The sequence below is a fragment of the Rhodanobacter sp. DHG33 genome, assembly GCF_014843005.1.
Classification (GTDB): Bacteria; Pseudomonadota; Gammaproteobacteria; order Xanthomonadales; family Rhodanobacteraceae; genus Rhodanobacter_A.
On the sequence record NZ_JACYXM010000002.1, the window covers coordinates 600313 to 614349 of the forward strand.

General features: G+C 66.8%; 12 protein-coding genes and 4 tRNA genes. 9 read left to right on the forward strand and 7 right to left on the reverse strand.

Annotated features, from left to right (window positions below; all coding sequences use genetic code 11):
* Nucleotides 1–62 precede the first annotated feature (62 nt).
* From uvrC to IHE46_RS05705, 6 genes are all read left to right on the forward strand, one after another.
* Nucleotides 63–1889 (forward strand): excinuclease ABC subunit UvrC, encoded by a 1827-nt coding sequence (gene uvrC / locus IHE46_RS05680; protein ID WP_192163631.1) that lies wholly within the window; start codon nt 63–65, stop codon nt 1887–1889.
* Between the two features lie 81 nt (nt 1890–1970).
* Nucleotides 1971–2579, forward strand: coding sequence for a CDP-diacylglycerol--glycerol-3-phosphate 3-phosphatidyltransferase (gene pgsA, locus IHE46_RS05685; protein ID WP_192163632.1), 609 nt, complete (start codon nt 1971–1973; stop codon nt 2577–2579).
* A gap of 43 nt (nt 2580–2622) precedes the next feature.
* Nucleotides 2623–2698: transfer RNA gene (locus tag IHE46_RS05690), tRNA-Gly, on the forward strand.
* Between the two features lie 116 nt (nt 2699–2814).
* Nucleotides 2815–2890, forward strand: a tRNA-Gly gene (locus IHE46_RS05695).
* Between the two features lie 15 nt (nt 2891–2905).
* Nucleotides 2906–2979, forward strand: a tRNA-Cys gene (locus IHE46_RS05700).
* Between the two features lie 80 nt (nt 2980–3059).
* Nucleotides 3060–3146, forward strand: a tRNA-Leu gene (locus IHE46_RS05705).
* Between the two features lie 82 nt (nt 3147–3228).
* Here IHE46_RS05705 and IHE46_RS05710 read toward each other — a convergent pair.
* The 3 genes from IHE46_RS05710 to IHE46_RS05720 form a co-directional block, all read right to left on the reverse strand.
* Entirely contained in the window at nt 3229–4995 is a 1767-nt protein-coding gene (locus IHE46_RS05710) for an ABC transporter transmembrane domain-containing protein (RefSeq protein WP_192163633.1), read from the reverse strand.
* A gap of 65 nt (nt 4996–5060) precedes the next feature.
* Nucleotides 5061–6173, reverse strand: coding sequence for an acyltransferase (locus IHE46_RS05715; protein WP_192163634.1), 1113 nt, complete (start codon nt 6171–6173; stop codon nt 5061–5063).
* Nucleotides 6174–6304: 131 nt separating this feature from the next.
* Complete coding sequence (locus tag IHE46_RS05720; protein WP_192163635.1) at nt 6305–6901, reverse strand: YigZ family protein; 597 nt, start codon at nt 6899–6901, stop codon at nt 6305–6307.
* A gap of 71 nt (nt 6902–6972) precedes the next feature.
* Here IHE46_RS05720 and IHE46_RS05725 point away from each other — a divergent pair, with 71 nt between their 5' ends.
* Complete coding sequence (locus IHE46_RS05725; RefSeq protein ID WP_192163636.1) at nt 6973–7731, forward strand: YdcF family protein; 759 nt, start codon at nt 6973–6975, stop codon at nt 7729–7731.
* A gap of 127 nt (nt 7732–7858) precedes the next feature.
* On the opposite strand, the gene arr is transcribed toward IHE46_RS05725, so the two are convergent.
* Both arr and xseA read right to left on the reverse strand, forming a co-directional pair.
* Nucleotides 7859–8293, reverse strand: a complete 435-nt coding sequence (arr, locus tag IHE46_RS05730) for an NAD(+)--rifampin ADP-ribosyltransferase (RefSeq protein WP_192163637.1) — start codon at nt 8291–8293, stop codon at nt 7859–7861.
* Between the two features lie 414 nt (nt 8294–8707).
* Nucleotides 8708–10057 (reverse strand): exodeoxyribonuclease VII large subunit, encoded by a 1350-nt coding sequence (gene xseA, locus IHE46_RS05735; RefSeq protein ID WP_192163638.1) that lies wholly within the window; start codon nt 10055–10057, stop codon nt 8708–8710.
* 171 nt (nt 10058–10228) lie between these two features.
* Between xseA and ispG the strand changes: the two genes are divergently transcribed.
* Nucleotides 10229–11488: a flavodoxin-dependent (E)-4-hydroxy-3-methylbut-2-enyl-diphosphate synthase gene (ispG, locus tag IHE46_RS05740; RefSeq protein WP_192163639.1), complete on the forward strand. Its 1260-nt coding sequence runs from the start codon at nt 10229–10231 to the stop codon at nt 11486–11488.
* Nucleotides 11489–11492: 4 nt separating this feature from the next.
* Nucleotides 11493–12185: a methyltransferase domain-containing protein gene (locus IHE46_RS05745; RefSeq protein ID WP_192163640.1), complete on the forward strand. Its 693-nt coding sequence runs from the start codon at nt 11493–11495 to the stop codon at nt 12183–12185.
* On the opposite strand, the gene aat is transcribed toward IHE46_RS05745, so the two are convergent.
* Both aat and IHE46_RS05755 read right to left on the reverse strand, forming a co-directional pair.
* Nucleotides 12158–12889, reverse strand: a complete 732-nt coding sequence (gene aat, locus IHE46_RS05750; RefSeq protein WP_192163641.1) for a leucyl/phenylalanyl-tRNA--protein transferase — start codon at nt 12887–12889, stop codon at nt 12158–12160. The genes IHE46_RS05745 and aat overlap by 28 nt on opposite strands.
* A complete protein-coding gene (locus tag IHE46_RS05755) occupies nt 12886–14007 on the reverse strand; it encodes a GNAT family N-acetyltransferase (protein ID WP_192163642.1) in 1122 nt (373 codons plus the stop codon). The genes aat and IHE46_RS05755 overlap by 4 nt, the downstream gene beginning before the upstream one ends.
* Nucleotides 14008–14037: the final 30 nt, after the last annotated feature.

The following is a 14037-nucleotide window of genomic DNA, read 5'->3' on the forward strand; positions in this document are numbered from 1 at the left end:
GGCAATCGACCAGAGTCTCCATGATACCGGCCGTGGGTAGCCGAACCGGCTAGAATCCGCACATGCAGCCCACATCGCCGCAGGCCTTCGACGGCAAGGCCTTCGTCCGCACCTTGACCACCTCGCCCGGCGTCTACCGCTACTTCGACGCGGATGGCGAGCTGCTGTATGTGGGCAAGGCCAGCAACCTGAAGAAGCGCGTAGGCAGCTATTTCCTCAAGCCGCGCCTGGAGCCGCGCATCGCTGCGATGATCTCGCAGATCGCGCGCTGCGAAACCACCGTCACGCGCACGGAAGGCGAGGCGCTGCTGCTGGAATCGCAGCTGATCAAGTCGCTGAAGCCGCGCTACAACATCATGTTGCGCGACGACAAGAGCTATCCCTACATCTACCTTTCCGGTGGCGAGGATTATCCGCGGCTGGCCTTCCACCGCGGCGCGAAGAATTTGCCGGGGCGCTACTTCGGCCCGTATCCCAGCACCTTCGCGGTGCGCGAGAGCCTGGGGCTGATGCAGAAGCTGTTCAAGGTGCGCCAGTGCGAGGACAGCTACTTCCGCAACCGCTCGCGCCCTTGCCTGCAGTACCAGATCGGCCGTTGCACTGCGCCGTGCGTGGGGCTGGTCTCGAAAGAGGACTATGCCGGCGATGTACGCCATGCCGAGATGTTCCTCGGGGGCCGCAGCAGCGCCGTGATCGACGAGCTCGCGGTGGCGATGGAACAGTCCAGCGCGAAATTGGACTTCGAACGGGCTGCCGGGTTGCGCGACCAGGTGGCGGCGCTGCGACAGCTGCAGGCGCAGCATCATGTGCAGGGCGCCAGCGCCGACATGGATGTGATCGCCTGCCGCATCGAGTCGGGCCTGGCCTGCGTAAGCGTGCTGTTCTTCCGCGACGGCATCAGCCTGGGCACGCGCGACTTCTTTCCGCGCCTGCCGCTGGATGCCGAACCGGCCGACGTGCTGGCGCAATTCGTGGCGCAGTACTACCTGGACCGTCCTGTGCCGCGCGAATTGATCCTGGGCGATGAGCTCGCCGAACAGGCCTTGCTCGCCGAAGTGCTGACGGAACAGAGCGGGCATGCGGTGGAGCTGAAGAGCAGCGTGCGCGGCGAACGCGCGCGCTTCCTGCAGATGGCCGAGCGCAACGCGCAGGCCTCGCTCACCCAGCGTCTCGCCAGCCGTCAAACATTGGGCGCGCGCTTCGAGGACCTGCAGAAGCTGCTGGAGCTGCCCGAGCCGCCGCTGCGCCTCGAGTGCTTCGACATCAGCCATACGCGCGGCGAACTCACCGTGGCGTCCTGTGTGGTGTTCGGGCCGGAAGGGCCGGAGAAGTCGCACTACCGCCGCTTCAACATCGCAGGCATTACGCCCGGCGACGACTACGCCGCCATGCACCAGGCGCTGACCCGGCGCTTCCGCAAGGTGGCCGAAGGCGAGGGCGTCAGGCCCGATGTGCTGCTGATCGACGGCGGTGGTGGCCAGGTGGCGCAGGCGCTGGACGTGCTGAAGGAACTCGGCGTCATCGGCATCCACGTGGTCGGCGTGGCCAAGGGCCCGGCGCGCCGCGCGGGCGAGGAGACCCTGATCCTGGTCGATCAAGGGCGCGAGATCCATCCTGGCCCGACTTCACCGGCACTCCATCTCGTGGCGGCGGTACGCGACGAATCGCACCGCTTCGCGATCAGCGGTCACCGCAAGCGTCGCGAGAAGGCACGCGAGCGCAGCGTGCTGGAAGACGTGCCCGGCGTGGGGGCGCGACGTCGTACCGCATTGCTCAAGACCTTCGGCGGCCTGGCCGGCGTGGAAGCCGCCGGTGTGGAGGAATTGATGCGCGTGAAAGGCATCGACCGCGGCCTGGCCGAACGCATCTACGACGCGCTGCATGGCTGAACTGTTCCGCATCGCATAGTGCTGTCGCGCTGCGCGTGACGTGGCGGCATGCGACACTGTGGCAAATCCGCAGGCGACCCCATGCACATCAACCTTCCCACCTGGCTGACCCTGTTCCGCGTGCTGTTGCTGCCGGTGATGGTGGTGGTGTTCTACCTGCCGTTCCACGGCCACAACATCACGGCGGCGATCGTGTTCCTGCTTGCGGCCGTCACCGACTGGCTGGACGGTTTCCTCGCGCGGCGGATGAACCTCACTTCGGCCTTCGGCGCCTTCCTCGACCCGGTGGCCGACAAACTGATGGTGGCGGTGACTCTGTTCCTGCTGGTGGAGTCGCACCCGGAAGGCTGGTCCAGCATCGTGATGGCGGTGACGGCGGCGGTGATCGTGGGGCGCGAGATCAGCATTTCCGCACTGCGCGAATGGATGGCCGAAGTCGGGCTGAGTGCTACGGTGAAAGTGGCCTTCATCGGCAAGCTGAAGACGGTGATGCAGATCGTGGCGCTGGTGGTGCTGATCGTGCAGCACGAGAAGGAAGCCACCGCGCTGCGCCTGTACCACATCGGCGAGGCGCTGCTGGTGCTTGCCGGCGTGCTCACCATCTGGTCGGGCCTGTATTACCTGCGTGCGGCATGGCCCAGCCTGCGTGGCGATGCGCCGCCGCAGCATGGCGCGCGCAACGGCGATTGAGACTTGACGTAGCAGGTTCGCGTATTAGAATGCGCCCTCCCAAGCGGGAATAGCTCAGTTGGTAGAGCACGACCTTGCCAAGGTCGGGGTCGCGAGTTCGAGTCTCGTTTCCCGCTCCAGTTTCAAGCACGAAGCCCCGGTTCGCCGGGGCTTCGTCGTTTCGGGGCCGGGCGTCGGCTTGGCTGGCTGGGGCTTCCCATGCGGCGTTCTTCTGCTATCATTGACGGCTCACCAAGCGGGAATAGCTCAGTTGGTAGAGCACGACCTTGCCAAGGTCGGGGTCGCGAGTTCGAGTCTCGTTTCCCGCTCCAGTTTCATCGCAGTTTGGCCTGGTGGCAGAGTGGTCATGCAGCGGACTGCAAATCCGCGTACGCCGGTTCGATTCCGACCTAGGCCTCCAAACCAGCGTATCGAAGCCCGCCTCCCGGCGGGTTTTTCGTTTACGATCCGTGCCGCCTGCGCACAGGCGCTTCATTCGCTGCCCGAGTGGCGAAACTGGTATACGCAAGGGACTTAAAATCCCTCGGCCGCAAGGCTATGCGGGTTCGACCCCCGCCTCGGGCACCACCCATCCGTTGTGCCGCGCCCTGCGCACGAATGCCTCGCGAAGCGCGGCCGCGCAAAGCGTGCGCCCTCGCGTGGCATGGCTTTACGCCACGAACTGCAGCCGCGCCAGCTCCGCGTACAGGCCGCCTTCGGCCAGCAGGCTCTCGTGCGTGCCCTGCGCCACGATGCGGCCGCCGTCCATGACCACGATGCGGTCGGCGCGCTGCACGGTAGCGAGGCGGTGGGCGATGACCAGGGTGGTGCGGCCTTGTTCCAGTCGCGCCAGCGCCTGCTGGATCGCGGCTTCGGACTGGGCATCCAAGGCGGAGGTGGCCTCGTCGAGCAGCAGCAAGGGGGCATCCCGCAGAATCGCGCGGGCGATGGCGATGCGTTGGCGCTGGCCGCCGGAGAGGCGCACCCCGCGTTCGCCCATTTCGGCGGCGTAGCCGTCGGGCAGGGCGCTGATGAAGTCGTTGGCTTCGGCAGCGCGCGCGGCTTCGACCACTTCGCCGTCGGCGGCATCGGAGCGGCCGAAGCGGATGTTGTCGGTGGCGCTGCCGCTGAAGATCACGGTCTCCTGCGGCACCAGAGCGATGGCGCCGCGCAGCTCGGCGAGCCGCAATGCGCGCAGGTCGACGCCGTCGATGCTAATGCGGCCCGATTGCGGGTCGTAGAAGCGCAGCAGCAGCGAGAACACCGTGCTCTTGCCGGCGCCGGAGGGGCCGACCAAGGCGACGGTCTCGCCGGGGCGCACGTCTAGTGTGAAGTCATGCAGTGCGGCGGCCTGGGGCCGGCTCGGGTAATGGAAGTTCACGCCCTCGAAGCGCAGCGCGCCATGCACCGGGTTGGGCAGTACCAGCGGCTGGGCCGGTTCGGTAATGCCTGGGCGTTCGGCGAGCAGTTCGCCCAGGCGCTCCATCGCGCCAGCGGCGCGCAGCACGTCGCCCCAGACCTCGGACAGGCCTGCCACCGAGCCGGCGGCGAACACCGCATAGAGCACGAACTGCCCCAGCACGCCGGGATCAAGCGTGCCGGCCAGCACCTGGTGCGCGCCTTCCCACAGCACCAGGGTGATCGCGCCGAACACCAACACGATCACTGCCATGGTAAGCAGCGCGCGCGTGCCGATGCGTCGGCGCGCGGTGGCCAGGGCGCGACCGATCGCGTCGCCGTAGCGCGCGCTTTCGATGGACTCGCGGGCATAGGCCTTCACTGCGGTGGAGGCATTGAGTGTTTCGTTGGCGATCGCGGCGGCATCGGCAAGGCGGTCCTGGCTGGCCCGCGACAGTTTCTGCACGCGTCGGCCGAATACCAGGATCGGCAGCATCACGGCCGGGATCACCAGCGCAGTGAGCCCAGCCAGCGAAGGCGCGGTCCACGCCATGGCTACGGCCGCACCGAGCAGCATCACCGCGCTGCGCAGCGCCACCGACACGCCCGAACCCACCAGTGCCTGCACGACTTCGGTATCGGCACTCAACCGCGACAGGAGTTCGCCGACACGGCTGCGTTCGAAGAAGCCGACGTCGAGCCGGATCACCTGCGCATAAAGCGTGCTGCGCAGATCGGCCAGCGCGCGCTCGCTGAGCAGGGTGATGCAGAAATAGCGCGCCGCGGTGGCCACCGCCAGCACCAGGGCCACGCCGAACAGCGCGATGAAGGTCTCGTTGATCACTGCCGGGCTGGAGTGCCCGAAACCCTTGTCGATGATGTAGCGGAACGCCATCGGCAAGACCAGCGAGGCCCCTGAGGACAGGCCGAGGAACAGCAGCCAGCCAACGGCCAGCGCACGGTGCGGCTTGAGGAATGGCCAGAGTCCGCGCAGGGAGTTGATGCGGCGGGTGGCGCGTGGCGTGGCGGGTTCGCTCATGGGATTTCGCGCTGGGCGGCTGGTGTGCCGCAACCCGAATCAGATGGGGGAGGTTGCCTGGCGATTCAACCATCCAGCGCCGGGACCGCGAGCTGCGCGTCGGCGGTGTTGCGGCGGCCGGTGATGCCTAGCCGGTTGCGCAGCCGTAGGAAGGGCCGTTCGATGGCGTAATGCAGCAGTGCGCCGGTGGCCAGGATGGCTGCCGCGTATGCAGCGAAGACGGCGATTCCATGTATTGCAGGCCAGTGCGCCAGCGCTTCGTGCACCGCGTGCATGGGCAGTTTGTGGCTGAGATAGAGGCTGTACGAGATACCGGCGATCCAGCCTGCGCCTGGCACGCGCCAGCGCCCCAGCCAGCTGCGGGTATCGGCTGCAGCGGCCACCAGCAAGGCCAGCGCAAGCGAGAGCAGAGGGAAGCCGAACACACTGGCGGCGAAACCGGACTTGTCGCGGAACAGCCAGATCGCGGCGGCGGCCAGCAGTAGGCCCGCTATGGCAAGCGCGTTGGCGCGCTGCTGCATGCCGGCCCACCAGCGCGGGCGATACGCCTGGATGGTCGCCAGCATCACGCCGTCCAGCAGACCGTCCAACCGCGTCCAGGTCGGGTAGTAGACGCTTTCCAGCCAGTTCTTCCCCTGCAGCACGGCATCGGCGCGCAACAGCATGCCGACCGCCACGATCAGCACGCCGCCGGCGACGACCAGCGCCCGCGACGAACGCCGCGCCAGCCACCACGCCAACAATGGGAACAGCAGGTAGAAATGTTCCTCCACGCAAAGCGACCAGGCATGCGAGAACGCCTGGTTATGCTCGTAATCGATCAACAGATTCACCGTGAACGTGATGAACTGCCATGCCGGCTGCAGGCCCGGCGCTTCGCGCCAGCCGGGAAACAACAGGTACACCGCCAGCACCGCAAAGAAGGCCGGCAGGATGCGGAAGGCGCGCCGCAGGTAGAACGCGCCGAATTGCAGCGGCTCGCCACGACTCAAGGGTTCCAGCAGCTGTTGGCCGATCAGGTAGCCGCTGAGCACGAAGAACAGATCCACGCCCATCCAGCCGTAGTCGGCGACAGGTTGGAGCGGGCCGCCGATGCCGCCGATCATCCACGAATGGAACAGCATCACCCAGACGATGGCGATGGCGCGCAGCAGATCGAGGCCTGGCAGGCGTGGCATGGGTTCCCTTTTCGAGATGGGCGGTGCTCGCCGTCGAGCCGGCGTAGGGTGTGGCCGCGCAGTGTGAACAGCCCATGGGTCATCCACAAGCCGAAATTGTGGCGATTCGACGAGGCGTGCGGAAATCGCGCTCAGTCGAGCCGGCGCGCCGCGATCCGGCCGCGGCTGAGATCGCTGATGCGTGCCTGGACATCGGCAATGCGCTGCGCAGGCAACTCGCATTCCAGCGTCACGCCATCGGCACCGAATTCCTCGCGCACGGTTTCGGCTTCCAGTTCGCGCAGGCGTGCCTTGAACAGCGCCAGCTCCGCGAAGTCGCAGCGGAAGCCCAGCCGCGCCATCGCCACGATGGCCACGCGTTCGGCGGTGCGCAGGCATTCCGCCGCGGTGCCCCCGTAGGCGCGGGCAAGGCCGCCGGCGCCGAGCTTGATGCCGCCGTACCAGCGTGTCACCACCACCGCCACGCGATCGCAGCCTTGGCCTTCGATGGCCTGCAGGATGGGGCGCCCCGCGGTGCCGCCGGGCTCGCCGTCGTCGTTGAAGCGATAGTCCTGGCCGATGCGGTAGGCCCAGCAGTTGTGCGTGGCATCGACAGCTGACACGGTGCGAACGAAGGCCAATGCCTGCTCCGGCGTACCCACTGGCGCAGCCTGCGCAAGAAATCGGCTCTTCTTGATTTCCTCCGCATGATGGCATGCGGCAGCGAGGGTGCACAGCGGCTCATTCATGCACGCAGGGTAGGGCAAGGCGTCATGCCTTTGCATTACCCTGCGGGCTTCGCCTCGGATGGGATGGTGCAATGTCGCTGGGTGTGCTGATCGTTCTCGTGCTGCTGGGGTTAGTGTTGCATGCGCTGAAGCGGCGGCGCATGGCGGGCGTCTCCTGGGGCCTGGCCGTGCTGTTGTTCCTCGCCACGGGTTGCGGCCCGCTGCCGGCGTGGCTGCTGCACAATCTGCAGGGGCCGTACGTGCAGCAGCCGTCGGTGGCATGGGCGCCGCGCAATGCCATCGTGTTGTTGGGTGCAGGTACGGTGCGCACGCCGGCCGGCGTGGTGGAGCCTGCGTTGTTCGCGCATGGGCGCATCAACGAAGCGCTGGCGCTGTACCGCGAGTGCAAGGCCAGCGGCAACGACTGCAAGCTGGAAGTGAGCGGCGGCGATGCCCTGCACATCGGTCGGCCGGAGGCTACGGTATACGGCGCATTGCTGCAGCGCTTGGGCGTTCCGGCCGGCGATCTGCTGCTGGAGCCGCGCAGCATGAACACCTGGCAGAACGCCCAGTTCAGCGCGCCACTGCTGCGTGGCTACGGTGCGCAGCGCGTGGTGTTGGTGTCTTCCGCCGTGCACCTGAATCGCGCCAGCCTGTATTTCGCGCATTTCGGCATCGTGGCCACGCCGGTACGCGGCGACTGGGTGGAGCCGCTTATGAGCTGGTGGCCACTGTCGTGGAACTTTGCGGTAGCGGACGCCGCACTGCACGAATACGTCGGCGTGTGGCGCTACAAGGTCTACAACATGATGGGCTGGAATGCGCCTGCGACCAAGCCGGGTGCCGCATGAGCCGGCTTGGCCGCCTGAGAGGCGATGAAGCCATTCGGTATCTGATGCCGTCGTAGCGGAGCATCTCCGAATCAGGCGCCCCCAACCTGGCACAAACTGCACCTAGAGGACATATCTATTGCCCTCTTCAGTTGATGATTTCGCCCATCCCTATCTCGATGCGGCTTCTCAATTGCCGGATGAACTCCGAATCGTAGGGCTCCCAGCTTTCGAGTTCGCCAACGATTTTCAACGGATGCCTGCTTCGGTATGACTGCGTTGGATTGCCCGGGAACTTTTTGTTTGTGACGTTGGGGTCGTCTTCGAATTTCCCCGTCGGCACCACGACGTAGACTCGTGGACTGCCGTCGCCTTTGGCTATTTCTGCGGCAAGCCCGGCTCCTTTTGGCAGGGCGGTGAAATAGATGTGGTTCATTACAACGCTGTCGTTGTAATTGGATCTGAAGCCCGCAGTCAGCAGGTCGCCGACCGATAGCTCTGCCCTTGTTCCGTGGTAGAACGGGCCGGCCACCGAATCGCAATTCTCAGGAGAAACCGGAATCCACTCATGATCAGGGTGCATCGGCCTGGTTACCTTGCGTGTCCTGTCCTATCGACAGGGCCGCGATTCTATTTCTGGCCTTGCGCATTGCCGCAAGTCCCCGTGGGTGATATAAATTGATAGTGGGAGGCGCAGTGCGCCTCCCTTTTTATTTTTGACGCCGCGATATCTCTCGTAATGGATGCCGCTTTGCCCCTGTCGTCCAATAGCTAGATACAGGTTCCGTATCAGGGAACCGCACAGTACCGAGCATCTGCATCGTTTGTGCGCCTGCCGCTCTGCGCGATATTTGCCGTGCCGAGCCTCGCATTCGAAGGCGGTCTGGATATGGAATGGAAGCCGAAGGCGTAACGGACGGTACCGGCCACGGCTGCGCCCCATGCCTGATGGGCAGCCATGGTTCTCTACCTGCTTGGCTATATGGCTTTGTCGGTCTTACTTGTCGACTCGCAACGTCAACTCGCCGTCCGCCAGCCGCGCACGCAAGACATCGCCGGATTCGGCGCCTTGCGCGGATCGCAGTACCTTGCCATCCGCATCGAACAGGATGGCGTAGCCGCGCTCGAGCGTGGCCAGTGGGCTGACGGCATGCAGGGTGCGAGCGGCCTGCTGTAGAGCGTGGCGATCGCGTTCCAGCTGGCGGGCGATGGCCTGGCGCAGGCGCTGAGACTGTTCGGCCAGCTGCCGTTGCAGCAGCGGCAGTCGCTGCTGCGGATGGCGTGCCAGCAGACGGGCATGCAGGCGATCCAGCCGGGTGCGATCGCGCTGCCGGCGTTCGCGCAGCACGGTGAGCAGGCGGTGCTGCAGATGCGCGAGGCGTTCGCGGTCGCGCGACAGCCGTGCCTGCGGGCGCTGCGCCTGCAGGCGGGCAAGCAGATGGTCGACGCGCTGGGTCAACGACTGCAGGCGGCGTTGCTCGAGCAGCGCAAGGCGTTGCCGCAGCTGGCGCAGATGACGCAGAGTGGTCTGTGCGTCGGGCACCAGCAGCTCGGCGGCAGCAGACGGCGTAGGCGCGCGCAGGTCGGCCACGAAATCGGCGATGCTGAAATCCACCTCGTGCCCCACCGCGCTCACCACGGGCACTGCGCTTGCATGGATGGTGCGTGCCACGGTTTCGTCGTTGAAGGCCCACAGGTCTTCCAGCGAGCCGCCGCCGCGGGTGACCAGCAGCACATCGTAGCGCGCGCTGGCCGAAGCCTTCTTCAACATGGCGACGATGGCAGGCGGCGCCTCGCGGCCCTGCACCGGCACCGGCAGCACGTCCACTTCGGCCAGTGGCCAGCGCCGCGCGAGCACGCTGAGCACGTCGCGGACCGCTGCACCGGTGGCGGAGGTGATGACGCCGATGCGCCGCGCGTAGCGGGGCAACGGTCGCTTGCGCGCGGAGTCGAACAGGCCTTCGGCATCCAGTTGCGCCTTCAGCCGCTCGAACTCGCGCTGCAGCGCGCCTTCGCCGGCCGGCTCCATGTGCTCGGCCACCAGCTGGAATTCGCCGCGGGGTTCGTACAGGCCCACCCGGGCGCGCAGCAGCACCTGCATGCCGTCAGCGGGCTTGAAGCGCAGCGCGGCGCTTTTCGGGCGGAACATCGCGCAGCGCACCTGGGCGCCGCTGTCCTTGAGCGTGAAATAGAGATGCCCCGAAGCGGGACGCGCCACATTGGACAGTTCGCCCTCGATCCACACCAGCGGCAACGCATCTTCCAGCAGGCCGCGCACCAGCCGGTTCAGCGTGGTGGGCGTGAGGATGTGGCGGGGTGGAGCGGCGTGGTCGTCAGGCGCGTGCATGAGCAGACGAGACTAGCATGTCCTGGCACTCTCAGCGCTTGCGCAACAGTAGGTTGGCGGCAGTTGTGCAGGTAATGCCTGATGTATGGAGCGATCGACTGTCACGAGGGTTCCGCTAGACTTTCGCACTCGGGCCGCCTCCCTTGCGGCCACAGATCCATGGTTGCCTGCATGAACGATTCCAACAACACGAAGCCGTGCGAAGCCCTGCCGCTGGCACGACGCCCCAATGTCGGTGTGCAGATCGGCAAGGTGCTCGTGGGCGGCGGTGCGCCCATCGTGGTGCAGTCGATGACCAACACGGACACCGAGGATCCGGTGTCCACCGCGAAGCAGATCGCCGAGCTGGCACGTGCCGGCTCCGAGCTGGTGCGCATCACGGTGAACACCCCGGCTGCTGCGGCGGCGGTGCCGCGCATCGCCGAGCGGCTGGCGATGATGGGCGTGGACGTGCCGATCATCGGCGACTTCCACTACAACGGCCACCAGCTGCTGGAGCAGGAGCCGGCCTGTGCCGAGGCGCTGGCGAAGTACCGCATCAATCCCGGCAACGTGGGCTTCGGCAAGAAGAAGGACGCGCAGTTCGGCGCGATCATCGAGAAGGCGATCCAGTACGGCAAGCCGGTGCGCATCGGCGCCAACTGGGGTTCGCTGGACCAGAGCATGGTCGCCATGCTGATGGACGAGAACGCGCAGCGCGCCGAGCCATGGGACGCGAGCCATGTGGCGCGCGAGGCGCTGATCCGTTCGGCGCTGGATTCCGCCGCGCTGGCCGAGAAGATCGGCCTGCCGCGCGAGCGCATCATCCTGTCGTGCAAGGTGTCCGGCGTGCAGGAGCTGATCGCGGTGTACCGCGACATTGCCGCGCGCTGCGACTACGCGCTGCACCTCGGCCTCACCGAGGCGGGCATGGGTTCCAAGGGCATCACCGCGTCCAGCGCCGCGCTGGCGGTGCTGCTGCAGGAGGGCATCGGCGACACCATCCGCATCTCGCTCACGCCGGAACCGGGCGCGTCGCGCACCGGCGAGGTGATCGTGGCGCAGGAGCTGCTGCAGACCATGGGCCTGCGTTCGTTCACGCCGCTGGTCACCGCATGTCCGGGCTGCGGGCGCACCACCAGCGAATTCTTCCAGGAGCTGGCGAAGACCGTGCAGGAACACGTGCGCGCGCAGATGCCGACGTGGCGCGTGAAATACGACGGCGTGGAGAACCTCACCCTGGCGGTGATGGGCTGCGTGGTGAACGGGCCAGGCGAATCCAAGCACGCCAACATCGGCATCTCGTTGCCGGGCAACGGCGAAGCACCGGCGGCGCCGGTGTTCATCGACGGCGAGAAGGCGATGACCCTGCGCGGCGACAACATCGCCAACGAGTTCGTGGGCATCCTCGACGATTACGTGGCGCGCAAGTACGCCGCCCGCGGCGGCTGATCAGGTGGCTGCCGGCGCGGAGGAAGCACGGATCCTCGACGCCTGGCACGCGAACGCGCAGGCATGGGAGCGCGCCGTGCGCGAGGGGCGCATCGAAAGCCGCAGGCTGGCGACCGATCAGGCCATCCTCGACGCCGTGCTTGCGCATTCCCCGCGCACGGCGATCGACGTGGGCTGCGGCGAAGGCTGGCTTGCGCGGGCGCTGGCCGAAAAGGGCGTGCAGGTGCTCGGCGTGGATGCGGTGCCGGCACTGGTCGAGACAGCCCGCGCCAAGGGCGGCGACTTTCGCATCTTGTCCTATGAAGCCATTGCCTCGGGTGCGCTGGATCAACGGGCCGACGTGGTGGTCTGCAATTTCTCGCTGCTCGGCGGGGCATCGGTCGATGCACTGCTCGTTGCGGCGCCGCGCCTGCTGGAGCCGGGCGGTGCGCTGATCGTGCAGACCCTGCATCCCGCAATGGCCGGCGAGCCCTATGCGGATGGCTGGCGCGAAGGATCGTGGGTGGGGTGCGGCGAGGGCTTCGGCCAGGCGGCGCCCTGGTATTTCCGGACGCTGGGCAGCTGGGTGGCTGCTTTCGGAGCGGCGGGGATGGATCTCGTGCAACTGGTCGAGCCGCTACATCCAGATACGGGACGTCCGGCTTCCGTAATCTTCGTCGCCGTCGCGCGTCAGGCGCAGCCGCGGTCGCCGGGTTGAATCGGTGATGAGTGGGATGCCCAGCTGCCCATGCGGCCGGGCAGGATGATGAGCCGTGCCGCTTCGCGCAGGTAATCTTCCCGCGGCATTTCCTCGGCGCCCAGGCCCAGTGTGTGCGCATTCGCCACCTGCGCGTCGATCAGCGGCCAGCCCCATTGCCGCAGCAGCCCCGCCAGCGCCATTAGGGCGAGTTTGGAGCCGCCGCTTTCAGCGCTGAACATCGATTCGCCGCAGAACAGCCGGCCGACGGCCACGCCGTAAATGCCACCCACCAGTCGCGCATCGTCCCACACCTCCACGCTGTGCGCGTGGCCCAACCGGTGCAGTGCGGAGTAGGCGGCCATCATCTCCGGCACGATCCAGGTGCCGCCGCCCTCTTCACGCGGTGCGGCGCACGCATGGATCACGGCGTCGAATGCCTGGTCCACGCTTATCCGCCATGGCTTGCCACGCAGTTGCCGGCGCAGGCTGCGGTTGACGCGCAGAGCGTCGGTGCGGAACACGCAGCGCGGGTCGGGCGACCACCACAGGATAGGTTCGCCCTCGCCGTACCACGGGAAGATGCCCTGGCCGTAGGCGGCCAACAGCCGCGCAGGCGAAAGATCGCCGCCGAAGGCGAGCAGTCCGTTCGGGTCGCGCAACGCACTGCGCGGATCGGGGAAACGATCCGGAGCCGAGGATTCGAGCAGGGGAAGCCGGATCATCGCGGCGCGCCCTGTGCATACGGGCTGTGTTCCATGCACTCGTCCGCATAGCGATCCATGGCCTGTGCTTCGTCGCGCAAGGCCGCGCGCACCGCGGCGCGGAAGCCTTCGTGCACCAGCAGGTGCCGCGAGTGCGTGCGCACGGGAAGAAAGCCGCGCGCCAACTTGTGCTCGCCCTGAGCGCCGGGTTCGAAGCAGCGCAGGCCTCGCGCTATCGCGTATTCGATGCCGCGGTAGTAGCACAGTTCGAAGTGCAGCCCCGGCACGTCGACGCGGCTGCCCCAGTAACGTCCGTACAGCACACCGTCACCCTCGAGGAACAACGCCATCGCGGCGATGCCGTCCTCGTCGTGCGCCAGCGCCAGCTGCGCCATGCCGCCCAACTGGCGGAAGAACGCAGGCGTCAGCGCGGCATGGTTGCCCTTGGCGTCGAAGGTGGCGAGGTAGAGCGCGTGCACCGCGTCCCACTCGGTGGCCGTCAGCGTGCCGCCGTCGCGCCAGGCGATGCGCAGGCCGGCGGCGGCGACGTGTTTCCGTTCGTGGCGGATGTTCGCGCGCTTCTTGTGGTTCAGCGCGGCGAGGAAGCCGTCGAAATCGCGCCAGCCGCGGTTGCGCCAGTGGAACTGCACATCCGAGCGGACCAGCCAGTCCGCGCCGAAGATGTCTGCTTCATCGGCCGGCAGGAAGTTGGCATGCATCGACGACAACTCTAGGCGTTCTGCCTCGCGGCGCATGGCATCGACCAGCGCGCTCTGCAGTTCGGCATCGCCGCTGGTCAGCAGACGCGGGCCGGTGATGGGCGAATAGGGCACGCCGCAGAGCAGCTTGGGGTAGTAGTCGCCGCCGGCGCGTTCCCAGGCCGCGGCCCAGCTCCAGTCGAACACGAATTCGCCATGCGAGTTGCTCTTGAGGTACAGCGGCGCAGCGGCGAGCAGTCGCCCGCGTTCGTACAGGCCGAGGTGATGCGCCTGCCAGCCCCAGTCGGGACGGATGCAGCCGCCGTCCTCCAGCGCGTGCAGGAAGGCATGCGAGACGAAGGGATTGCCGTCGGGGCGCAGCGCATCCCAGTCAGGGGCCGGGATGTCGGCGATGCGCGGATGGAAGCGTGTTTCGATCACACGGAAAGCTTAGAGCCTGCCCGATGTCTG